The organism is Pseudomonas sp. E6002 (genome assembly GCF_013385565.1).
Taxonomy (GTDB): domain Bacteria; phylum Pseudomonadota; class Gammaproteobacteria; order Pseudomonadales; family Pseudomonadaceae; genus Aquipseudomonas.
In genome coordinates this window covers 27,314-49,954 of sequence record NZ_JACAPT010000026.1, presented here as the reverse complement: position 1 = coordinate 49,954, position 22,641 = coordinate 27,314, and the positions used below count along the sequence as shown (strand labels likewise).

Sequence of the window (22,641 nt, the reverse complement as noted above, 5' to 3'; positions counted from 1 at the left end):
TCTCTTAACGCATCACAAAAGGATCAGGCATGGGCGCCTGGGAAAGGTTGATCCACACCGTCTTCAGCTCGGTGTAAGCCAGTACCGAATCGATGCCACTTTCACGTCCATAGCCGCTGTTCTTGAAGCCGCCAATGGGCGCCATGGCCGAGACGGCGCGGTAGGTGTTGACCCAGATAATCCCCGAACGCACGTCGCGGGCCAGGCGGTGGGCACGACCGAGGTCGCGGGTCCAGATGCCGGCGGCGAGGCCGAACTGAGAGTCGTTGGCGATGGCCAGGGCTTCGGCTTCGTCCTTGAAACGGATGACCGAGGCCACCGGGCCGAACACTTCTTCCTGCATGATCTTCATCGAGTTGCGGTCGCACTCGAACAGGGTCGGCTCATAGAACCAGCCTTCGCCCAGGTTCTGCGGACGCTTGCCACCGGTACGCAGGCGCGCACCTTCAGCGATGGCATCCGCCACCAGGCCTTCGACCACGGCCAGTTGCTGTGCGGTGGCCATGGGGCCCATTTCACTGGCGTCGTCCTGCGGGTTGCCGATGCGAATGCGTTTGGCGCGCTCTACCAGGCGCTCGACGAATTCGTCGTAGATTTCATCCTGCACCAGCAGGCGCGAGCCAGACACACAGCTTTGCCCCGACGCCGCGTATATCCCGGCAATCGCACCATTGATGGCGCTGTCGAGGTCGGCATCGGCAAAGATGATGTTCGGTGACTTGCCGCCCAGTTCCAGCGACAGCTTGGCGAAGTTCTCGGCGCTGCTGCGTACTACGTTCCGCGCCGTGGCTGCGCCGCCGGTAAAGGCGATCTTGCGCACCAAAGGGTGGCGGGTGAGGGCGGCGCCGGTGCTTGGGCCGTAGCCAGTCACCACATTGACCACGCCCGGCGGAATGCCAGCCTCCAGGGCCAGGCGCGCCAGTTCGAGGATGGTCGCCGAGGCGTGCTCCGACGGTTTGATCACGATGGTATTACCCGCTGCCAGGGCCGGCGCGAGTTTGATCGCGGTCAAGTACAGCGGGCTGTTCCATGGAATGATCGCGGCCACCACGCCCATGGCTTCGTGCACGGTGTAGGCGAAGAGGTCCGGCTTGTCCAGCGGCAGGGTGCCGCCCTCAAGCTTGTCGGCCAGGCCTGCCGTGTAATGGAAGAACTCCGGCAGGTAACTGACCTGACCGCGTGTCTCGCGGATCAGCTTGCCATTGTCGCGGCTTTCGAGCTGTGCCAGTTGTTCCTTGTTTTCGGCAATCAAATCTCCCAGGCGGCGCAGCAGTTTGCCCCGCGCGGTAGCGGTGAGGCCACGCCAGGCCGGGCTGTCGAAGGCGCTTTGCGCGGCCTGCACGGCGCGCTCCACATCCGTCTCGTCGGCGTCGGGCAGTTGCGCCCAGGGTTCGGCCAGGGCCGGGTTGAGGCTGTCGAAAGTCTTGCCGGACAGGGCATCGACCCATTCACCGCCGATGCACATCTGGAAGCGTGCGAGTGTCATGCAACGATCCCCTTTATTGGATTTTTTTGGGTGTACACCGTGTCAAGAAAGCCCAGCAGCAGTTGGTTGACCAGCCGCGGCGATTCCACTGGCATCATATGCCGTTGCTCGGCCAGCACTGCAACCGTCGCACCGGGAATGCGATCGGCCAGTTGCCGGGCCATCTCCGGGGTCGAGCCCGGGTCGAGTTCACCGGTGGCGACCAGGGTCGGCGTGCGCAAACCCTTAAGGTCGTCGGCGCGGTACATGTCCTGGGTCGCGAACAGCTCGTACGTGGTGAGGTAGCCCTGGGGGTCGTTGCCCGCCAGGGTTTCACGCAGCGCAGCGATCTGCGCCGGGTTGGCTGCCTGGTACTCGCGGCTGAACCAGCGTGACAGCGCGGCTTCGGCATTCGCATCCGGGCCATGCTCGGCGGCCTGGGCAGTGCGTGCGATCACCCCGGCACGCTGTTCGGCGCTGCGGTTGAACACACTGTTGAGCACCACCAGGCCTTGCAGGCGTTCGGGGTAATGCAAGGCAAACGCCCGCGCAACCAGGCCGCCCATGGAAAACCCGATCACCGTTGCCTGAGGCAGTTGCAGGTGGTCGAGCAGTTCCAGCAACTGGTCGGCATACCCCAGCAGCGGGGTGCCGGCAGCCGGGCGCGGGCTGGCGCCATGGCCCAGCATGTCATAGGTGATCACGCGATAATTCGTGGCCAGGCCAACGACTTGCCCGCCCCACATTTCTTTATTCAGGCCCACGCCGTGGATCAAAACCACAGGCTGGCCTTGGCCGGTCGCCAGATAACTGGTGCCAGCCGGGGTGCGATCAGCGGTGAGCTGAATCATGGAGCGCTCCTGCATGTTTTTTGTTTGGGTGACCGGTCTTGCTTACTGGGCTTTCTCGGCTGCCAGCTCTTCCAGGTCGATGTAACGGTTGCCGATGCGTGGGTGCAGGCGGCCGCCGTCGGCGCACCCAAGGACCACCACGATCTCGTCGGCACGCGGGGAATCTTCTATCTGCATTTCCAAGGTGATGTAGTGCGAGCGCAGCCCTTCGTCATCCTTGTGCATCATCGGGATTTGAATCGATGTGCCCGGGCCACCGCGCTTGTTGGTAAAACTCAGGTAGCTCTTGGCCTTGACCGCTTCGCGGTAGTGGTTGCCAAAGCGCAGGGTATGGATGATTGCCGAGGCGTGTTCGATTTCACCGTCGGCACCGACCACGGCGGCCTTGCCATAGGCTTCGATGTTGTCTGCACCACCGATAATGCCAATCAGGCGCTCCACCATCAGTGCGCCGAGATCCGAGCAGTTGGCACGGATTTCCGGTTTCAGGTCTTCGACAAAACCGCGACCCAGCCACGGGTTTTTCAGGACGACAGCCAGGCCCACCATAGTCACTGGCGTGTCGGAGGCCTTGCCGCCTTCAATAAAGGTTTCTTCTACATAGCTGACGATCTTGCGGATTTCAAAACTCATGGCTGCTCCACCTGGGTGCTGATTGGTTTGTGTATGATGGTATACCATAATACCGCAAGCGCAAGAGCTGCAAGCAAACTGAAGATGGGTTCGCGCGATAAAAGGTCGAGCGGATGGCTTTTTCTGGTCTTGAGATCCCAGTGGCTCTTATGCAGGGCGGGGCCCCAGGACGGCTTTCAATCCCAAGAACAGGTCTATCAGGGGATAACGTTGCAGCTATTAGAGTTTTCTGCGAACGAGGCTAATCTTTGAAAACGTCACTAAAAGGTGTGCCAAGCATGTCAACTGAATCGAAATGCCCTTTCAACCACGCTGCGGGTGGCGGCACCACGAACCGAGACTGGTGGCCCCAGCAACTGAACCTGAAGATCCTGCATCAGCATTCCTCCCTCAGCGACCCCATGGGTGAGGGCTTCGATTACGCCAAGGCGTTCAAGAGCCTTGACTTCGAAGCGGTCAAGCAGGATTTGCGCGATGTCATGACGCAATCCCAGGACTGGTGGCCGGCGGACTTTGGCCATTACGGCCCGCTGTTCATTCGCATGGCCTGGCACAGCGCCGGGACCTACCGTACCGCCGACGGTCGCGGCGGTGCCGGTTCCGGTCAGCAGCGCTTTGCACCGCTCAACAGCTGGCCTGACAACGTCAGCCTGGATAAGGCCCGTCGCCTGATCTGGCCGGTCAAGCAAAAGTACGGCCGGCGGATTTCCTGGGCCGATTTGATCGTACTCACCGGTAACGTCGCGCTGGAGTCTATGGGGTTCAAGACCTTCGGGTTCTCCGGCGGTCGCCCGGATGTCTGGGAGCCGGACGAGGACGTTTACTGGGGCGCCGAGACCACGTGGCTGGGGGGAGAAGAGCGTTACGGCGTGCAAAAGAAAATGCAGCAGCCGGGTGATGGTCCGTTGGTGGCTGAACCGCAGAACCATGGCAACGAAGAAAGCCGCACCGGAGGCGGTGAGCGCAACCTGGAAAATCCCCTCGCCGCTGTGCAGATGGGCTTGATCTACGTGAACCCGGAAGGGCCTGAAGGTGTTCCGGATCCGGTTGCCTCGGCGAAGGATATCCGTGAAACCTTCGGTCGCATGGCGATGAATGACGAAGAGACCGTAGCCCTGATCGCCGGCGGTCACGCCTTCGGCAAGACCCACGGCGCAGGTCCGGCGGATAACGTCGGCCCGGAACCGGAAGCGGCTGGCCTGGAAGAGCAGGGGCTGGGCTGGAAAAACAGCTTCGGCAGCGGCAAGGGCGGTGACACCATCACCAGCGGGCTGGAGGTGACCTGGACTTCGACGCCGACAAGATGGAGCAATGAGTACCTCGAAAACCTCTTCGGCTTTGAATGGGAACTGACCAGGAGCCCGGCGGGCGCCCATCAGTGGACACCGAAGAACGGTGCCGGCGCCGGCAAGGTTCCGGATGCCCATGACGCCGGCAGGCGGCATGCGCCGAGCATGCTGACCTCGGACCTGGCGCTGCGCTTCGATCCGGCGTACGAGCAGATCTCCCGACGTTTCCTGGCCAACCCGGACCAACTGGCAGACGCCTTTGCCCGTGCCTGGTTCAAACTTACCCACCGCGACATGGGCCCGCTTGCGCGTTATCTCGGCCCGGAAACCCCCGCGGAAGAGTTGCTGTGGCAGGACCCGATTCCTGCGGTCGATCATCCGCTGGTGGATGAACAGGATGTGGCGGCGCTCAAGCAAAAGATTCTCGCCGCGGGGCTGACGGTCTCGCAGCTGGTTTCGACGGCATGGGCAGCGGCGTCCACCTTCCGCGGCTCCGATAAACGCGGGGGAGCCAATGGCGGGCGCCTGCGCCTGGCTCCGCAGAAGGACTGGGCGGTCAACCAGCCTGAGCAACTGTCGGGCGTACTGAAGCGTCTCGAAGCTATTCAGGGCGACTTCAATACCGCACAGACGGGAGGCAAAAGGATTTCCCTGGCCGATCTGATCGTGCTGGCGGGCAGTGTGGGGGTTGAGCGGGCGGCCAAAAATGCCGGCCGCCAGACCACGGTGCCTTTCACGGCAGGGCGCACGGATGCTTCCCAGGAGCAGACGGATGTCGAGTCGTTCGGTTTCCTTGAACCGGTCGCCGATGGCTTTCGCAACTACCAGAAGGGGCACTACAAGGTGTCGTCCGAAGCGTTGCTGATCGACAAGGCGCAACTGCTGACATTGACCGCACCCGAAATGACGGTGCTGTTGGGCGGACTGCGGGTCTTGGGTATCAATGTCGGGGAAAGCAAGCACGGGGTGTTCACCGAGCGCCCGGGAACCCTGACCAATGACTTCTTCAGGAACCTGCTGGACATGGGCGTTGAATGGAAGCCAGTCACCGGCACCCACGATACCTTTGAGGCGCATGACCGCAAGACCGGTGCCGTCAAGTGGACTGGCACCCGGGTCGACCTGGTGTTCGGTTCGCATGCCCAGTTGAGGGCGCTGTCCGAGGTCTATGGCAGTGCCGACGCCGAGGAAAAGTTCGTCGAGGACTTCGTGGCGGCCTGGACCAAGGTGATGAATCTGGATCGCTTTGAACTGGCCTGACACTGGCGCCTGACGTTTACAGGCCCACGCTGTGGGCCTGTTCGCTAGCGGCCTTGGCTTATCCAGGTTTCCAGGTCCGTTGCGGTCATGGGCTTTGCTATCAGGTAGCCCTGCGCTTCGGAACATCCCCACTGTATCAAGAGGTCGAGGATTTCCTGGTTTTCTACGCCTTCGGCAACGACTCGGTAGCCGAGCCCTTTCGCCAGGCCTATCAGGGTTTTAACCAACTGCTTGTCATTTTGATTGCTGCCCAGCCCGCTGATCAATGATTGATCCAGCTTGACGGTAGTGGCCGGCAGTTCCTTCAGGTACGCCCAGTTACTGTAGCCCGTGCCGAAATCATCAACCGCGACCTCTATGCCAATCTGCCGAACGCGCTGCAGTTGCCGGATGACTTCCTCAGGGTTGGTCATCAACATACTTTCGGTAAACTCAAGTTCAAAGTCGGCAGGGTCAAGGTCGTGCCGGTGAAGCTCATGAATCATCGCGTCCACGAACTCGGAGCTTTCCAGATCGCTGACGGTAATGTTCATCGCTATTCGCAGGCGCACGCCTTGTGCTTTCCAGGCTGCGGCTTGCCGGATGATTGCCTTGAGCACCCATAATCCAACGGACGGTATCAACGCGGTTTTTTCGGCCAGGGGGATGAACTCGGCAGGGCCGATGGGGCCAAGCAACGGATGGTTCCAGCGTAGCAATGCCTCTACTGAATCACAGCTTCCCGAGGGCAGTTTGACTTTGGGCTGATACACCAGGCTGAACTGTTTGTCGCAGCTGACCGCTTCCGGCAACGAACTCAACAGCATGAACGCGCGTTGTTGAGCTGCATCAAACTGGGGTTCATAAAGAGACCAGCCCAGCTTGCGGTCACGCGCCTCATCTGCCGCACTCACCAGCAGGCGCAGCCAGTCTTGCTGGCCGGAGTGGTGAATGGGCAGCACGCCAATCCCGACTTGCATGAGGATGGGGATGCCGTGGCATTCAACAGGCTTTTTGAAGTCCTTGAGAATACTTTCGCAGATGTGCTCGGTGGTTTGATTCTCCTCAAGGATGAAGCCAAACCGCGTCGGGCTGATTTTGTAAAGCAGGCACTGCGCGGGTAACAGGTTTTGCAGGCGAGATTTGATCGCCAGAACCAGGTCTCCGGCAAAGCTGTAGCCCAGGGCCTTTACAATATCGTTGAGAAACTTTGGCGAGATAATGTCAACTGCGTACACATGGCACGCGTTTTCAAGCTTAAGCGCTTGACGTATATCTTCCTCAAGCCTGAGTCGATTGAATAGCCCCGTCGGTTGGTCTACGAAGTTGCGGGACCGCATGCCCTGTATGCGCATCATGACCAGCTCGGCAAAGTCGTTGAGCATTGCACTGTCACGCTCGCTCATGGGAGGGCGGGGGACAGTATCAATGATGCAGAGACTTCCCAGGGTAAAGCCATCCTCCGTGATCAATGGCGCGCCCGCGTAATAACGAATATGCGGCGGCCCCGTGACCAGGGGATTGTCTTTGAAGCGGGCATCCAGCGTTGCGTCCGACACCTCCAGCAGGGCGTTGTCCAGGGTAGAGTAGGCGCAAAAAGACACTTCTCGCGGTGTCTGCGTTTCTGTAATTCCCACGCGTGCCCTGAACCATTGCCGGTGTTTATCGACAATTGAAATCAGTGCGATGGGGGCGTTGTAATAGGCAGACGCCATCTCGACGATCTTTTCAAATACATCATCACTATCGCTGTCGGTTGGACAAAATTTCGCGACCTCTTTTAGCCGTTCAATTTCATTCGGCGGAATAGGAGCGCCTTCGCCCATGACAATCCTCAAAGTGGTTATGTTCGTACAACAAGGTATCAGACAGTGCCATCATTATGATGTTGTTTTTCTATTCATCAGATAGCTCAAGGGTATGGCGTCCGGTGATCTCTTCCTGCGTATCTCCCTAATTCTTGCGCCCTGCGGATGAATGTACGCGCGGGGCAGCGAAGTGGATGCACGGCATTAAAAATTTTTCCGGCATTTTCGCGCTTCTAGTTCACCCGGGGCGCCGCCTTGATGGCCATGTACGCATCCTTGATGGGCTCAAAACCATATTTCTCTTCCAGCCGTTTCACGATGAAGTGCCCCCGCGCCATGTCCTGGTAGAAGTGGGTGAACAGCGTATTGATCGTCGCCCCGGTAAAGGCGCCCATCACCGGAACGGCCTGGGCTGCGAACTTGCTGGAAATGGTAAAGCCAAAACGTGTCGCGACTTTATCGATCAGGATCGCCAGCCATTTCCCGGCTTGGCCCGGGGACAAGCTGCTGATGGCCTTGGAGCCCTGCTTGGCGGCGATCCCCGCCAGTTCCTTGGACAGTTGTTGCATGGCCTGGGTGGTGAAGCTGCGGGTCATGTAGTAACCGGTCTCCGTTGCATCGTCGGCCTGGCTGGTGCCACCCATGGCAAACACCTCGATGCAGGCTTGTTTGGTCGAAAAGTCGCCCAGGTCGAAACCCTCGCTGCGCGCCACGTCGGCGACCGCGCGCATCATGATGGTGGTGGAGATCGGCAGCTCGATAAACAGCGCCGCGAAACCGAAGGCCCCGCCGATGGCGCCCGAGGTGGCCGCAAAAGCCTTGTGCAGCCGGGTCGAGGCCGGTTTTCTCGGACTGTTGTCCAGGCTTTTCAGCGCCGCGCCGGCGGATGAATGCAGCGCTGCCGCCACCGCGCCATTGATCCGTTTGGAAACCACCCCCGGCAATGCCTTTACCGCGCTTTCAATCGGGGAGCCGATCATGCCGGACAGCCTGGCCGTCAGGGAGGGTGACTCCAGCAAACCGACGGCCCGCTTGAGATCCTGATAGTCCTCGGGATTGTCGCTGATGCTCACAGGCGTCTCCTTGAAATTTTTCCGGCTTTGATAAAACAAAGACCCGCGAAGAGGGCCATCGTGCCGTCACGCTTTACCCATTCTTTACCTGCGCGGGTGCTGCGTTCGCCGGCGGGTCGGTTAGGCTGCCAGTTACCTTGAACTGAACGGCGGTGTGAATCGAATGAACCTTCAACCTCGGTACTGGCTGGCGGTGAGCGCCCTGGTGGGCAGCCTGGGATTGATTGCGGGGTGTGCGGGCGATCCGCCAAACCCGCGGGCCGAATTCAGCGAGCGGGTCAACAAGGAACTGAGCACCGCGTATCAACCGTCCCATTATGAAACGTCCGGCTGGGGCGCGACCTGGCAGCTCGACAAGCAATCGGTGAACGTTGCGTGGCTGGCACCGGTGACCCATGAGCGCCTGCCGCTGATTATCTACTTGCCGGGTTTGGGTGAGCCGGCCTCGGGCGGGGTGGCGTGGCGCAAGGCTTGGGCGCAGGCCGGTTATGCGGTGCTGTCGGTTCAGGAGCCCGCCCATGATCAGTCGATCTTTGCCTCGCAGCAGGCGGTATATGGTGACTTTCGTGGGATGGCGAGCAGTCATTACTCCGCCGCCGCCCTGCGTGACAGGCTGTCGACCTTGCAGAAAGTCCTGAGCGAAGTTCGGGCACGGGCCGCCAAAGGCGACGCGCAACTGGCGGCCATCGACTGGAACCAGGTGGTGGTGGCCGGCTTTGATTTTGGCGCGCAGACCGCTGAGGCACTCGCCGGGGCGCTGGAGCCCGGGGCCACCCCGGGCGTCGGGATTCAACCCAAGGCGGTGTTGCTGCTCAGCCCTTATGTGGACGCCGATGCCCGGCCGGACGTGTTTGCCCGGATAACGGCGCCCGTGCTGTCGATGACCGGCCAGCAGGATGAAGACCCGTTCAACTGGGTCAGCTCTTACCGTCAGCGAGAGGTGTTGGGCGAGTCGGTGACAGCGGCGGGCAGTGTTCAGCTGGAGTTGAACAGTGCGACGCATAAGACCTTGTCCGGGAGCGAGCTGTTCAGCCGGCCGGCGAAAAGGGCCGACAAGGGCAGTGCTTCGTCTGGCGACGCGCCCAAGGGTCGGGGGCACAAGCACGGCGCCAAACCTGGCGGCGGCGGCCCGATGGCGGGCGAACCGGCGCCGGACCCCAAGCAGGTGGCCGCGATTCAGGCCATGGGTGTGGCGTTCCTGGATAGCCGGGTCAAACACAATCCCGCCGCCACCGAATGGTTGCGACAGGGCGCGTCAACCTGGCTGGGTGAGGCGGGACGGTTGAAGTAATGGCGGCGGGCTTCCCCCCGCCAAGCGTGATGTATAAGTTTCTCAAACGTCATCAACCATCTTTTTCCGGCGTGATACGCTAGCCTTACTTTTGAATTGGCACTGGTCGTTCCCGCGTATACGGCGACAGTGAGGAGTGAACATGTCGAAAATTTCCCACCAGGATCTACGGCGCTCGTTTCGCGAGCTGCTGGCCTCCCAACACTGCTTTCACACCGCCTCGGTGTTCGACCCGATGTCCGCCAGGATCGCTGCAGACCTGGGCTTCGAAGTCGGCATCCTGGGAGGCTCGGTGGCGTCATTACAGGTCCTGGCTGCACCGGACTTCGCGCTGATTACCCTGAGTGAGTTCGTCGAGCAGGCCACCCGCATCGGCCGGGTGGCGCAGCTTCCGGTGATCGCCGACGCCGACCACGGCTACGGAAATGCACTGAACGTGATGCGCACCGTCCAGGAACTGGAGCGTGCTGGCGTCTCGGCGCTGACCATTGAAGATACCCTGTTGCCCGCGCAGTTCGGGCGCAAATCCACCGACCTCATCAGCACGGAAGAGGGCGTGGGCAAGGTCAAGGCGGCCCTGGAGGCACGGGTCGATCCGCAGCTTTCGATCATCGCCCGGACCAACGCCGCCGTATTGCCGGTGGAAGACGTTATCCATCGCACCAAGGCGTATCAAGAGGCTGGCGCAGACGGCATCTGCATGGTGGGTGTCCGTGACTTCGACCACCTTGAACAGATCGCCGAAGGCCTGACGGTGCCGTTGATGCTGGTGACCTACGCCAACCCGCATCTCAATGACAACGAACGCCTGGCCAAACTGGGTGTGCGGATTGTGGTCGCCGGGCACGGCGCGTACTTCGCCTCGATCAAGGCCACCTACGACAGCCTTCGCGAACAGCGCAACCTGACGCGCAGCACGTCAAACCTGACCGCCAGCGAACTGACCCACACCTACACGTTCCCCGACACCTACGTGAGCTGGGCCAAAGAGTTCATGGATGTTCAAGAGTGACATGACCCTGCAGGAGCGAGCTTGATCGCTCCTGCAGAAGCTCTAAGCTAATTCCATAAAATTATTTATTTTATTTTTTATAGATCAATATCATCTAACTGAGTTGACCCTTGGAGAGCCGGAGTCCGCGCTGTTCAAGTCTTATCCGCTCAGGAATCTATAAAAATGAACACGCTGAAACTGGCCCGCAACCTCCTCTCGGCCGTGGGCCTCGCTGTCCTCTCCCTAAGCGCTCAATCCGCTGACCTCACCATCGGCTACATCAACGGCATCGACCCGATCAAACGCGCCATCGCCGATGGCGAATATGAAAAAGGTATCGGCCAGAAGATCGATTGGCGCAGATTCGACGCGGGCCCGGCCGTCCTGGCCGCCATGGCTTCCGGTGATGTGCAGATCGGCAACCTGGGTTCCAGCCCGTTGGCCGCGGCGGCTTCGCGAAACATGCCGCTGGTGGCGTTCATTGTCAGCGCGCAGATTCGCAGTTCCGAGGCCCTGGTGGTTCGCGACGGCAGCGGGATCAAGACCCCTGATGACCTGATCGGCAAAACCATCGCCGTGCCCTTTGTGTCGACCTCCCATTACAGCCTGCTGGGCGCGCTGAAGCACTGGAACCTGGACCCGCGCAAAGTCAACATCGTCAACCTGACACCGGCACAAATCACCGCCGCCTGGGCCCGCGGCGATATCGACGGGGCGTTTACCTGGTCGCCTGCCCTGGGTGAAATCCGTAAGACCGGCAAGATCCTCACGGATGCTGCCGAAGTTTCCAACTGGGGCGCCCCGACCTTTGAGGTGTGGGTAGCGCGCAAGGATTTCGCTGAAAAGAATCCGAAGGTCGTTGCCGATTTTGCCAGGGTCAGCCTGGCGGCGATTGCCGATTACGCCGCGCATAAAAAAGACTGGACCGCTGATTCTGCCCCCGTGAAGAGCATCGCCCGGCTCACAGGCGCCAACGCTGCGGACATTCCCGAGCTGCTCGATGGCTCGTCGTTCCCGACGGCCGCCGAACAAAAAAGCGCGCAATACCTCGCCGGTGGCACCGCCAGGGAAATCGGCAAGACCGCCGAATTTCTGAAAGAGCAGGGAAAAATCGAAAAGGTCCTGCCTGACTATTCCGCCTTCGTCAGCGACAAGTTCATCGGAGAATAATCATGGGCCTGACGCTTCATCCCCTTGGCCCTACCATCGGCGCCGAGGTTGAGGGGCTGGATATGGCCCTGCCTCTGACGGATCAACAACACGACTGGGTGGAGCAAGCACTGCTGCAGCACCAGGTGTTGTTCTTCCGTAACCAGGCCATTACCCCCGGGCAGCACGTGGCATTTGCCGCGCGGTTTGGTGATTTGCACCGGCATCCGATTTACCCGCACGTTGACCGGCACCCGGAACTGCTGCTGATCGACACCGCCGTGACCGATGTCCGCGACAACGCCATCTGGCACACCGATGTGACCTTCCTCGCCGCACCGGCGATGGGCTCTGTGTTGGCGGCCAGGCAAGTGCCTGCGTTCGGCGGGGATACGTTGTGGGCCAATGGCGTGGCTGCGTTTGAAGGGTTATCGGCCCCCGTCAGGCAACTGCTCGACGGCCTGACCGCCACCCACGAATTGACCAAATCATTTCCCACCGAGCGCTTCGGCAGCACGCCCGAAGCATTGGCGCGCTACGAAAAAGCCCGGAAGGATCACCCGCCGCTGTCACACCCGGTGGTCAGGACGCATCCTGCCACCGGGCGCAAGGCGTTGTTTGTGAATGAGGGCTTTACCACGCGGATCAATGAGCTTGAGGCGGCGGAAAGTGATGCGTTGTTGCGGTTATTGTTCAGCCACGTGAGCCGTCCGGAATTCACCGTGCGTTGGCGATGGAAGGCGAATGATGTAGCGTTCTGGGATAACCGCATTACCCAGCATTACGCGATTGATGATTACCGACCGCAAAGGCGGGTGATGCACCGCGCGACGATGTTGGGTGACGTGCCTTTTTGATGGAGGATCGGTCGATGGACTTGCCCTTGGTGATCAACCCTGACGACTATCTGGAAACCGAGTTCGGCAGGGAATTCACGCCTGAACGAAATCGACAGGCATGGCAGCTCGCGTATGCGCGGTTGAGGCACGAGCTGTCACAGGCGGCAAAGGGCACTCATGTGTACGTGGTCATGGGCGTGCAGGGGGCGGGCAAGTCTCGCTGGGTGGCGGAAAACCTTGAGCGATTGGGGCACGGCGCAATCGTCTTCGATGCTGCTTTGCCGGCGCGGCGTCATCGGCAGGAGCTGCTGTCCATCGCGAGGGACTATGCAGTCCCGGTGATCGGCATCCTGGTGAGCGCACCACTGGAGCTGGCGTTATCGCGAAATGCCCAACGCAATGCCGACAAAAAGGTGCCGGAGGACGCGCTGAAAAGCGTGTTCAGCATGCTCGAGCCACCCAGTGAAGACGAAGGATTCGTGTGGGTGCAAACCATTGAACAGCAGGCGCCGCTGCCCACAACCCTGCAAACTGACCGGATGACCCTGGTTGCGCCCGACGTGGCGCTCGCTGAAAAACTCGCCGATGCCTTGAACGCCAGTTACGCACTGCACCGCCGGTTTCTCGTATGGAGCAAGCCGCACTGGACGCGGGAGGACACGCAGGAAAGCCTGCAGCGCGCGGCAAAAGACTTCGATGCGCCTGTCGGGGAGAAACGGTATTTCCTGTTATCTCGCGACGATCCCCAGGCATTGGTGGGCTGTATCGGTCTGCTGCCGCTGGCCGATGAGATTCACAGCTACGAAGTTGGCTATTGGGGCAATCAGGCACACGCCGGTCATGGGCTGATGAGGGAGGCATTGAACGCTCTGGTTTCGCAGTTGAGCGGGCACACACTGCACCTGACCACTTCTTCGGCGAACATATCCAGTCAACGACTGGCTGAGGCAACGGGGTTTGAATGGGTGGAAACCCTTCAAGGCGCGCGGCGCTGCGAGTACTTCGGCGTACGCGATACGCTGGTTTACCGCCGGACCGCGCGCTGACACTAAAGGTACTCACACTCCCCACGCAGCAGCGAAAGCTGAACCAGGTCTTGATGAGCTGCGTTCCAGTAACCCGCCTGCCTCAACGTTCCTTCACGCACGAACCCGGCTTTCTCAAGCAGGTTCAGTGACCGAGCGTTGTCAGGATGAACCAGCGCCTCGATCCTGTTGAGTTCCATGTGCTGGAACGCCCATCGAAGGGCGGCGTAAACCGCCTCCTTCATGAGCCCCTGTCCCTGTGCCGATTGCGCCATCTCAAACCCGATGGCACAACTGCGCCACATACGATTCCATTTGAAGAAACCACAGGTACCGATCAGCGCTGCCGTGGCTATGTCTTCAATCCCCCAGCGAATCCCCGGATTGGGTGAGGTGCGCCAACTGGCAAACAGCTCGATCAGTTGCTCCGCTTGATGAGGCTCGGTAATTGGGTCGGCACCGAACCACTTCATTGCTTCAGCGTCGCTATGAATCGCAAACAACTCCACCGCATCCTCCTGTGTAAGTTCTCTGAGGGTCAGGCGTTCGGTTTTGAGCGTCGGAAAATCGGACACTGCGGGCGTCACCTTTTAGAAAAACGATTCGCTAAGGTGTGTCGTGCGGAATAAAAAATCAATCTGTTCAGTGGTGACGCAGGGCGTCACGGGATACGAACACACGCTCCTGATCAACTGAGATCAACTGTGGGAGCTGTCGAGCCCCAGCGAGGCTGCGATGCAGGCGCCGCGGTCTGGCAGGTACGGCGCGGTGATCCCATCGCAGCCTCGCTGGGGCTCGACAGCTCCCACATTGGTCTGAGCGGTCACTCCTCGCGTTTGACCACCAACGTCAAGATGTCATAACTGGCCACCAGCTCACCCAGCTGGTTGGTCACCTCCACATCCCACGCCACCACGCCTTGCGGAATGCCCTGGGGGCTCTTCTTGCCCTGGTCGATCTTGCGCTTGCAGGTCAGCCGCGCCTGGATGGTGTCGCCAATGCCCACCGGGTTGATAAACCGCAGGGTGTCCAGCCCGTAGTTCGCCAGCACCGGCCCCGGTGCCGGGGACACAAACAGCCCGGCCGCCGCCGACAGCACAAAGTAACCATGGGCAATGCGTTTGCCGAATTGCGATTCCTTGGCGGCGATGTCATCGAAGTGCATGTAGAAGTGATCGCCCGACAGGCAGCCGAAGTTCACCAGGTCGGCCTCGGTGACGGTGCGGCGGTGGGTCAGCAGCGATTCGCCAATCTGCAGGTCCTGGAAGAAGCGGCGGAACGGGTGCACTTCGGTCTCGATGACCTTGGCGCCGCGTACGTACTCGCCGGTGACCGCCGCCAGCATGGTCGGTGAGCCCTGTACGGCTGCGCGTTGCAGGTAGTGTTTCACGGCGCGCAAGCCGCCTAGTTCTTCGCCGCCACCGGCGCGGCCCGGGCCGCCGTGCTTGAGTTGCGGCAGGGGCGAGCCGTGGCCGGTGGATTCGGCGGCGGATTCGCGGTCGAGCACCAGCAGGCGGCCGTGCCACGCGGCAGCCACCGGGATGGCTTTGGCAGCGATCTGCGGGTCTTTGGTGATCAGGCTCGCGACGAGGCTGCCTTTGCCGCGTGCGGCCAGGGCCAGGGCTTCGTCGAGGTCGTCGTAGGCCATCAGTGTGCTGACCGGGCCGAAGGCCTCGATGTCGTGGGCGCCGCCTTCCGCATGCGGGTCGCGGGCTTGCAGCAGGGTCGGGGCGAAGAACGCGCCCTGGCTGACGTTTTCACCGCGGGGTTCAAAGCCGTCGCGGGCGCCGAACAGCATGTCGCTGCTCTGCAACAGGCTTTCCAGGCGTTCGGCCACGTCTTTCTGCTGGTCGTGGGAGGCCAGTGCGCCCATGCGCACGCCTTCCACCGACGGGTCGCCCACCACAACTTTTTTCAGGCGGTCCCGCAGGCGGGTGGCGACGGCGTCGATATGTTTGGCCGGCACGATGGCGCGGCGAATGGCGGTGCATTTCTGCCCGGCCTTGGTGGTCATTTCCCGGGCGACTTCCTTGATGAACAGCTCGAACTCTTCGTCGTCCGGGCTTACGTCCGGGGCGAGGATCGCGCAGTTCAGCGAGTCGGCCTCGGCGTTGAACGGCACCGAGTTGCGGATCAGGTTCGGGTTGACCCGCAGCTTGGCGGCGGTGTCGGCTGAGCCGGTGAAGGTCACCACGTCCTGGCCTTGCAGGCGGTCGAGCAGGTCGCCGGTGCTGCCGATCACCAGTTGCAGGCTGCCGGGTGGCAGCAGGCCGGATTCGTCCATCAGGCGCACCACGGCTTCGGTCAGGTAGCTGGTGGCGCTGGCCGGCTTGACGATGCATGGCATGCCCGCCAGGAAACTCGGGGCGAATTTTTCCAGCATGCCCCAGATCGGGAAGTTGAACGCGTTGATGTGCACCACCAGGCCGCCACGAGGCACCAGGATATGGGTGCCGGCAAAGCTGCCGAGCTTGCTCAGCTGCATCGCCGGGCCTTCGTGGACGATATTGCCCGACGGCAATTCCCGCGAGCCCAGGCTGGCGTAGGTGAACAGCGTGCTGTTGCCGCCTTCGATATCGATCCAGCTGTCCGCACGGGTCGCGCCGCTGTGGTGGGAGAGGGCGTAGAGCTGTTCCTTGCGCTCGCTCAGGTACAGCGCGATGGCCTTGAGGCGCTGGGCCCGCTGCTGGAAATCCAGGGCCATCAGCCCGCTGACACCCTGGAGGCGCCCGTGTTCGATGGCTTCGGCGAAGTCCGGGCGCTCCTCGTGAGTGCGTGCCAGCTCGTGGCCGTCAATGGCGCTGCGCAGCACCTGGGCGCCGTGTTGGCCGATCCAGCGGCCAGCGATAAAACTTTGCAGGGTAGGGGCGTGAGACATCACGATTCCTCCGGGTTGGAAAATGAGAGTTAGTGTTTGCTGGCGCCTGCGGCACCAATGCCGGTCATGGAGCGAATGAACTGCGCCAGGTAACGCCCGCGTTCAACGGCAGCGCGGGGCGAGCGGTCGGTGACGGAAAAGACCCAGGCGCTGAAAAACGCCAGGCTCATGGAAAACAGGGCCGGGTTGGAGTATGGGAACAGCGCCTTGTCGTAATGCAGTACGTTGACCCACACCGCCGGGCTCAGCACCAGCAGCACGATGGCCGAGACCAGTCCCGCCAGGCTGCCGGTCACCGCGCCACGGGTGGTCAGGCCCTTCCAGTACATCGAGAGGAACAGCACCGGGAAATTCACCGAGGCGGCGATCGCCAGTACCAGGCCGGACAGGAACGCGATGTTTTGCGACTCAAACAGCAGGCCGAGGATGATCGCCAGCACGCCGATGCACAGCGTAGCGATGCGCGACACGCGGATTTCCTGCTGCTCGCTGGCCTGGCCCTTGCGGATCACGCAGGCATACAGGTCGTGGGACACCGCCGACGCGCCGGACAACGCCAGCCCGGCGACCACGGCCAGGATGGTCGCGAAGGCCACCGCCGAAATGAACCCGAGGAACAGGTTGCCGCCCACGGCCTGTGCCAGGTGCACGGCGATCATGTTGCCGCCGCCGATGATCGCGCCGTTGGCATCCCGGAAGCTTGGGTCAGTACCCACCATGACGATGGCGCCGAAGCCGACGATGATCAGCAGCAGGTAGAAGTAGCCAATGAAACCGGTGGCGTAGAACACGCTCTTGCGCGCTTCCTTGGCGTCGCTGACGGTAAAGAAGCGCATCAGGATATGCGGCAACCCGGCGGTGCCGAACATCATGCCCAGCCCCAGGGAAATCGCATCGATCGGGTTCGACAGCAAGCCCCCCGGCGCCATGATCGCGCTGCCCTTGGCGTGCACGGCGGTGGCCCCGGCGAACATCGCCTCGGTGCTGAAACCAAAGTGCTTGAGCACCATGAACGCCATGAAGGTGGTGCCGAACAGCAACATCACCGCCTTGATGATCTGCACCCAGGTGGTGGCGAGCATGCCGCCGAAGGTCACGTAAAACACCATCAGCACGCCCACCAGCATCACCGCGTACAGGTAGTCGATGCCGAACAGCAGCTCGATCAGCTTGCCGGCGCCCACCATCTGCGCCACCAGGTACATCAGCGCCACGGTCAGGGTGCCGAAGGCCGAGGTCAGGCGCACCGGGGTCTGCTCCAGGCGGTAGGACACCACATCGGCAAACGTGTACTTGCCCAGGTTGCGCAGGCGCTCGGCGATCAGGAACAGGATGATCGGCCAGCCGGCCAACACGCCCAGGGCGTAGAGCAGGCCGTCATAACCGTTGAGGAACATCATCGCCGAGATGCCGAGGAATGACGCCGCCGAGATCATGTCGCCGGCAATCGCCAGGCCATTCTGGAAGCCGCTCATGCCGCCGCCGGCGGTGTAGAAGTCGCTGGCGGAACGGGTGCGCAGGGCGGCCCAGCGAGTCACGCCGAGGGTGAACAGCACGAACACCAGGAACATGCCGATGGCGTTCCAGTTCAGTGGCCGGGATGCGCCGTCGGCGGCGACTGCAAGGTCCGTGGCCAATGCCAGCGGCAGGAGAAACCACGCTACCAGCCGGCTCATGCTGTGCACTCCTGCTTGAGTTTGTCGTTCAGCGGGTCGATCACATGGTTGGCGCGGTACACATAAAAGCCGGTCAGCGCGAACGCCAGCAGCACAATCACCACACCCACCAGCATGCCCACGGTGGTCACGCCGCCGCTCAACGACTGCCCGAGGGTAGCCGGGGAGAACGCCACCAACAGCACAAACCCGAAATAGATCACCAGCATGATCAGCGACAGCGACCAGTACAGGTTCTGTTTGCGGCGTACCAACTGGATGAAATCGGGATGTCGACGGATGCGCTCGATATCGTCGGGGGTCATGGTGGTGTGCTCCTTTTTATTGTTGTTGTGGTTAAACCTGCGTCCTGTAGGAGCGAGCTTGCTCGCGAAAAACCTGAGGGCGCCGCGTTGATTCAGGCTACCCGCGTCATCGTTAACGATCTTCGCGAGCAAGCTCGCTCCTACAGGGGAGCGGTGTGTCCTTAAAGCTGATCGAAATCCAGTACCACCTTGTCGCTGACCGGGAATGCCTGGCACGACAGCACATAGCCGGCGGCCACTTCGTAGTCTTCGAGGGCGTGGTTGCTGTCCATCTCCACTTCGCCTTCGATGACTTTGCATTTGCAGGTGGAGCACACGCCGGCCTTGCACGAATACGGCAGCTCGGCGCCCTGGGCATTGCCCGCGTCGAGGATGCTCTGAGTGTTGCGGGGCAGGTCGAAGGCGAGGGCGCGGCCATCGCTGATCACCGTGATCTGGCTGACCGCCGCATCCACTTGCCGCGCCGCTTCGCGGGCCTCGCGCTTGTGCTGGCTGCCGGCGGCGGCGAACAGTTCGAAATGGATGCGCTCGGGCGCCATGCCCTTGGCCTTGAGGCTGTCGCGCACGGTCTCGGTCATCTCCTGCGGGCCGCAGATAAAGGCCGCGTCGAGGGCTTTCACGTCGAGCCAGCGGGAGAACAGTTGCTCGCACTTCTCGGCATTGATGCGGCCGTTGTAAAGGTCAACATCCTGCTGCTCGCGGCTGAACACGAAGATCAGGTTCAGGCGCTGCAGGTAGCGGTTCTTCAGGTCTTCCAGCTGTTCGCGAAACAGTGCACCGGAGCTGGAACGGTTGCCGTACAGCAGCGTCACGCGGCTGTGGGGCTCGGTTTGCAGGGTGGTCTTGATGATCGACAGGATCGGCGTGATACCGCTGCCGGCCGCCACTGCCAGGTAATGGCCGTGGCGAGCCGGATCAAGGTCCACATGAAAATGCCCGGCGGGCGGCATCACTTCCAGGCTGTGCCCGGCCTTGAGCTGCTCATTGGCAAAGGCGGAGAACCGTCCACCGGCCACGCGCTTGATGGCGATGCGCAGTTCACCGTCATTGACCCCGGTGCAGATCGAATAGGAACGGCGCACTTCCTCGCCATCCAGCTGGGTGCGCATCACCAGGTGCTGGCCCTGGGTGAAGTGGAAGCTGTCTTGCAGGTGCTGCGGAATCTCGAAGGCGATGGACACCGCGTCACGGGTCTCGTTGCGCACATCCTTGATGGTCAGGCTGTGAAATTTGCTCATTGTTGTTCTCCAACCAAGCGGGCCGCTGGCCCCTCAGATGCACTTGAAATAGTCGAACGGTTCCAGGCAATCGCGGCAGCGGTGCAGCGCCTTGCAGGCGGTGGAGCCGAATTCGCTGAGCACTTCGGTGTGGGTGCTGCCGCATTGCGGGCAAGCAATCACCGGGCTTTCTCCCAGCAGGCTGCGTTTGCTGCTACTGCCTTGGGGCGGTGCGATGCCGTAGGCCCGCAGGCGTTCGCGGCCGCTGCTGGTGATCCAGTCGGTGGTCCAGGCCGGGGTCAGCTTGCGTTCCAGTTGCGGGGCGCGGAAACCTGCCAGCTCCAATGCATCGCGGATATCGCCCTCGATCACTTCGGTGGCGGGGCAGCCGGAGTAGGTCGGCGTGACCACCACATGCAAGTGGCCGGCCTGCCAGTCCAGGTCGCGCACTATGCCCAGGTCGACCACGCTCACCACCGGCACTTCCGGGTCCATGACCTGCGCCAGGGTGGCCCACGCGGCAGCCAGGTCGGTGGGTTGCGCCGGGCGTGCGCCCTGGTCGCTGGCGATCAGCTCACCAGGTTGCATCGGGGTACGCTCGGGGCAAAAACTGCATTTCCGCCAACAAAATTCCCAGGTGCTCGCTGTGCAAACCGCGGCGTGCATCCAGGTAGAAATAGCTCGCAGCAGGCGGCAGGGGCAGGGTGGCGCTGGTAAAGATTTCGCTGACCTGGGTTTGCCACGCTGCGGCAACCTGAGCGGCGTCCGGCGTAATGCCGGCGGCGTGCAGGCGCTGTTCACTGTCGTCGGCGCCGGTCAGTTCCACGGTGAACCGCCACAGCTCGGGGATCGCCGCGAGCATGCGTTTATGGCTTTCCTCGGTGCCGTCTCCCAGGCGCTCCACCCACTCGCCGGAGCGGCGCAGGTGATAGGTGACTTCCTTCACCGCCTTGGCCGCGATGCCGGCGATGCGTTCGTCGCTGGATTGGGCCAGGCCGCTCAACACCGGCAAGTGCCAGGCGTCATACAGGAATTGCTTGAGGATGGTCACCGCGTAGTCGCCGTTGGGTTGTTCCACCAGCAGCAGGTTGCGATAGGCCCGCTCATCCCGGCGGAAGGCCAGGTGATCGGCGTCGCGCCCGTCGTCCAGCAGCTCGGCGGCGTATTCCAGCCAGTTGCGCGCCTGGCCCACCAGGTCGAGGCCGACGTTCATCAGCGCCAGTTCTTCTTCCAGCGCCGGCGCATGGCCGCACCACTGGCACAGGCGCTGGCCCTGGATCAGGGCGCTGTCGCCGAGGCGCAGCAGGTATTCGATCAGATCGGTTTCAGGGTTCATGGTCGACCTCACATATGCCCGACTTCGGCCGGCAACTCGTAGAAGCTGGCGTGGCGGTAGACCTTGTCATCGGCCGGGTCGAACAGCGGGTCTTTCTCGTCCGGCGACGAGGCGGTGATCAGCGCGGAAGGCACTACCCACAGGCTCACGCCTTCACTGCGGCGGGTGTACAGCTCCCGGGCATTCTCGATGGCCATGGTGGTGTCGGCGGCATGCACGCTGCCCACATGCTTGTGATTCAGGCCGTGCTTGCTGCGCACGAAGACTTCAAACAGGGTCCATTCAGACATAACGGTGACTCCACATCAGGTGGCCGATCAGGCGGCGTTCTTGTTCTGTTTTTTACGGGCGTGGGCGACGGCGGCTTCGCGTACCCAGGCACCGTCTTCAATCGCCTTGCGGCGGGTGGCGACGCGTTCCTGGTTGCACGGACCGTTGCCCTTGAGCACTTCGTAGAACTCGCTCCACTGGATCTCGCCGAAATCGTAATGGCCGCGTTCGGCGTTCCACTTCAGGTCCGGGTCGGGGCAGGTGCAGCCCAGCAGCTCCAGCTGCGGGATGGTCTGGTCGATGAAGCGCTGGCGCAGTTCGTCGTTGCTCTGGCGCTTGATTTTCCAGGCCATGGACTGGGCGCTGTTGGGCGAGTGTTCGTCGCTGGGGCCGAACATCATCAGCGATGGCCACCAGAGGCGGTTGATCGCGTCCTGGACCATGTCTTTTTGCGCCTGGGTGCCCTGGCGCATCATGGTCAGCAGCAGTTCGTAGCCCTGGCGCTGGTGAAAGCTTTCTTCCTTGCAGATGCGCACCATGGCCCGGGAGTAGGGGCCGTAGGAGGTGCGCTGCAGTACCACCTGGTTGACGATGGCGGCGCCGTCTACCAGCCAGCCTACTGCGCCCATGTCGGCCCAGTTCAGGGTGGGGTAGTTGAAGATGCTGGAGTACTTGGCCTTGCCGCTGTGGAGCTTGGCGATTTCTTCGTCGCGGTCGGCGCCCAGGGTTTCCATGGCGCTGTAGAGGTACAGGCCGTGGCCGGCTTCGTCCTGGATCTTGGCCATCAGTTGCAGCTTGCGTTTGAGGGTGGGGGCGCGGGTGACCCAGTTGCCCTCGGGCAGCATGCCGACGATTTCCGAGTGGGCGTGTTGGGAGATCTGGCGGATCAGGGTTTGACGGTAGGCGTCGGGCATCCAGTTCTTGGCTTCGATCTTGATTTCGGCGTCGATTTTTTCCTGGAAAGCGCGTTCCTGGTCGGACATCTCGGAGAGGTCCTTGATGCGCTTTACTCCGGTTTCTACAAGCTGTGCGTACATGGGGGGTCTCCCGCCTTGTGTTTTGTCGTAGGCATGGAGGACTTTATAAGCGATACGGAAATTAATATCAAACACAAAATATGGTGTCGTTATTTGATTTTGTATCGCTTTGCGGGAAGGGAGCAGATATCTGTCGCTACGGTAACGGCGGCATAGGGTTCCCGGTCATCGTGGTAAGCAGGGCCAGTAGGCAAAAAACAGGGCCGCTTTATGTGGGAGCGGGCTTGCTCGCGAAGAACCTGAGTGCGCCGCGTTGAATCAGGATG

The 22,641-nt window shown here is 61.5% G+C and carries 20 protein-coding genes; 6 read left to right on the top strand and 14 right to left on the bottom strand.

The features are described from left to right. Positions 1-4: 4 nt before the first annotated feature. The 3 genes from HX815_RS21145 to HX815_RS21135 are packed head-to-tail and all read right to left on the bottom strand — an operon-like array spanning position 5 to position 2,949. Positions 5-1,486 carry an aldehyde dehydrogenase gene (locus HX815_RS21145; RefSeq protein ID WP_177028831.1) on the bottom strand — a complete coding sequence of 494 codons (1,482 nt, stop codon included), beginning with the start codon at positions 1,484-1,486 and terminating at the stop codon, positions 5-7. Continuing rightward, positions 1,483-2,316 carry an alpha/beta fold hydrolase gene (locus tag HX815_RS21140; protein ID WP_087694299.1) on the bottom strand — a complete coding sequence of 278 codons (834 nt, stop codon included), beginning with the start codon at positions 2,314-2,316 and terminating at the stop codon, positions 1,483-1,485. The genes HX815_RS21145 and HX815_RS21140 overlap by 4 nt, the downstream gene beginning before the upstream one ends. Positions 2,317-2,358: 42 nt before the next feature. Continuing rightward, positions 2,359-2,949: an amino acid synthesis family protein gene (locus HX815_RS21135; protein ID WP_087694298.1), complete on the bottom strand. Its 591-nt coding sequence runs from the start codon at positions 2,947-2,949 to the stop codon at positions 2,359-2,361. Positions 2,950-3,227: 278 nt separating this feature from the next. Between HX815_RS21135 and katG the strand changes: the two genes are divergently transcribed. Then, the gene (katG, locus tag HX815_RS21130) at positions 3,228-5,498 is read left to right on the top strand and encodes a catalase/peroxidase HPI (RefSeq protein WP_177028830.1); all 2,271 of its coding nucleotides are present in this window, start codon (positions 3,228-3,230) and stop codon (positions 5,496-5,498) included. A gap of 44 nt (positions 5,499-5,542) precedes the next feature. On the opposite strand, the gene HX815_RS21125 is transcribed toward katG, so the two are convergent. Together HX815_RS21125 and HX815_RS21120 are read right to left on the bottom strand one after the other, a co-directional pair. Continuing rightward, positions 5,543-7,303: an EAL domain-containing protein gene (locus tag HX815_RS21125; protein ID WP_177028829.1), complete on the bottom strand. Its 1,761-nt coding sequence runs from the start codon at positions 7,301-7,303 to the stop codon at positions 5,543-5,545. A 215-nt stretch (positions 7,304-7,518) separates the two neighbouring features. Next, complete coding sequence (locus tag HX815_RS21120) at positions 7,519-8,358, bottom strand: EcsC family protein (RefSeq protein WP_177028828.1); 840 nt, start codon at positions 8,356-8,358, stop codon at positions 7,519-7,521. A 163-nt stretch (positions 8,359-8,521) separates the two neighbouring features. On the opposite strand from HX815_RS21120, the gene HX815_RS21115 reads away from it, so the two are divergent. The 5 genes from HX815_RS21115 (at position 8,522) to HX815_RS21095 (ending at position 13,677) form a co-directional block, all read left to right on the top strand. Then, complete coding sequence (locus HX815_RS21115; protein WP_177028827.1) at positions 8,522-9,649, top strand: alpha/beta hydrolase; 1,128 nt, start codon at positions 8,522-8,524, stop codon at positions 9,647-9,649. 142 nt (positions 9,650-9,791) lie between these two features. After that, positions 9,792-10,661, top strand: coding sequence for an oxaloacetate decarboxylase (locus HX815_RS21110; RefSeq protein ID WP_003208921.1), 870 nt, complete (start codon positions 9,792-9,794; stop codon positions 10,659-10,661). A gap of 165 nt (positions 10,662-10,826) precedes the next feature. Next, the gene (gene tauA, locus HX815_RS21105) at positions 10,827-11,813 is read left to right on the top strand and encodes a taurine ABC transporter substrate-binding protein (protein WP_177028826.1); all 987 of its coding nucleotides are present in this window, start codon (positions 10,827-10,829) and stop codon (positions 11,811-11,813) included. A gap of 2 nt (positions 11,814-11,815) precedes the next feature. Beyond that, the gene (gene tauD, locus HX815_RS21100; RefSeq protein WP_003208917.1) at positions 11,816-12,649 is read left to right on the top strand and encodes a taurine dioxygenase; all 834 of its coding nucleotides are present in this window, start codon (positions 11,816-11,818) and stop codon (positions 12,647-12,649) included. A gap of 14 nt (positions 12,650-12,663) precedes the next feature. Further along, positions 12,664-13,677, top strand: a complete 1,014-nt coding sequence (locus HX815_RS21095) for a GNAT family N-acetyltransferase (RefSeq protein ID WP_177028825.1) — start codon at positions 12,664-12,666, stop codon at positions 13,675-13,677. A 2-nt stretch (positions 13,678-13,679) separates the two neighbouring features. On the opposite strand, the gene HX815_RS21090 is transcribed toward HX815_RS21095, so the two are convergent. The 9 genes from HX815_RS21090 to paaA all read right to left on the bottom strand — a co-directional run bounded on the left by HX815_RS21090 (position 13,680) and on the right by paaA (position 22,375). Further along, a complete protein-coding gene (locus HX815_RS21090; protein ID WP_177028824.1) occupies positions 13,680-14,231 on the bottom strand; it encodes a GNAT family N-acetyltransferase in 552 nt (183 codons plus the stop codon). Between the two features lie 248 nt (positions 14,232-14,479). After that, positions 14,480-16,534 (bottom strand): phenylacetic acid degradation bifunctional protein PaaZ, encoded by a 2,055-nt coding sequence (gene paaZ / locus HX815_RS21085; RefSeq protein ID WP_008436089.1) that lies wholly within the window; start codon positions 16,532-16,534, stop codon positions 14,480-14,482. 29 nt (positions 16,535-16,563) lie between these two features. After that, positions 16,564-18,210, bottom strand: coding sequence for a cation acetate symporter (locus HX815_RS21080; protein ID WP_003208909.1), 1,647 nt, complete (start codon positions 18,208-18,210; stop codon positions 16,564-16,566). Beyond that, a complete protein-coding gene (locus tag HX815_RS21075; RefSeq protein ID WP_003208907.1) occupies positions 18,207-18,515 on the bottom strand; it encodes a DUF485 domain-containing protein in 309 nt (102 codons plus the stop codon). The genes HX815_RS21080 and HX815_RS21075 overlap by 4 nt, the downstream gene beginning before the upstream one ends. A 161-nt stretch (positions 18,516-18,676) precedes the next feature. After that, positions 18,677-19,753, bottom strand: coding sequence for a 1,2-phenylacetyl-CoA epoxidase subunit PaaE (paaE, locus tag HX815_RS21070; RefSeq protein WP_003208905.1), 1,077 nt, complete (start codon positions 19,751-19,753; stop codon positions 18,677-18,679). Positions 19,754-19,786: 33 nt separating this feature from the next. Beyond that, positions 19,787-20,320, bottom strand: a complete 534-nt coding sequence (gene paaD, locus HX815_RS21065) for a 1,2-phenylacetyl-CoA epoxidase subunit PaaD (protein WP_003208903.1) — start codon at positions 20,318-20,320, stop codon at positions 19,787-19,789. Next, complete coding sequence (gene paaC, locus HX815_RS21060; protein WP_003208901.1) at positions 20,307-21,068, bottom strand: 1,2-phenylacetyl-CoA epoxidase subunit PaaC; 762 nt, start codon at positions 21,066-21,068, stop codon at positions 20,307-20,309. Before paaC ends, paaD begins: the two co-directional genes overlap by 14 nt. 8 nt (positions 21,069-21,076) lie before the next feature. After that, positions 21,077-21,358, bottom strand: a complete 282-nt coding sequence (paaB, locus tag HX815_RS21055; protein WP_003208899.1) for a 1,2-phenylacetyl-CoA epoxidase subunit PaaB — start codon at positions 21,356-21,358, stop codon at positions 21,077-21,079. Between the two features lie 27 nt (positions 21,359-21,385). Beyond that, positions 21,386-22,375, bottom strand: a complete 990-nt coding sequence (gene paaA, locus HX815_RS21050; RefSeq protein ID WP_003208897.1) for a 1,2-phenylacetyl-CoA epoxidase subunit PaaA — start codon at positions 22,373-22,375, stop codon at positions 21,386-21,388. Positions 22,376-22,641 lie beyond the last annotated feature (266 nt).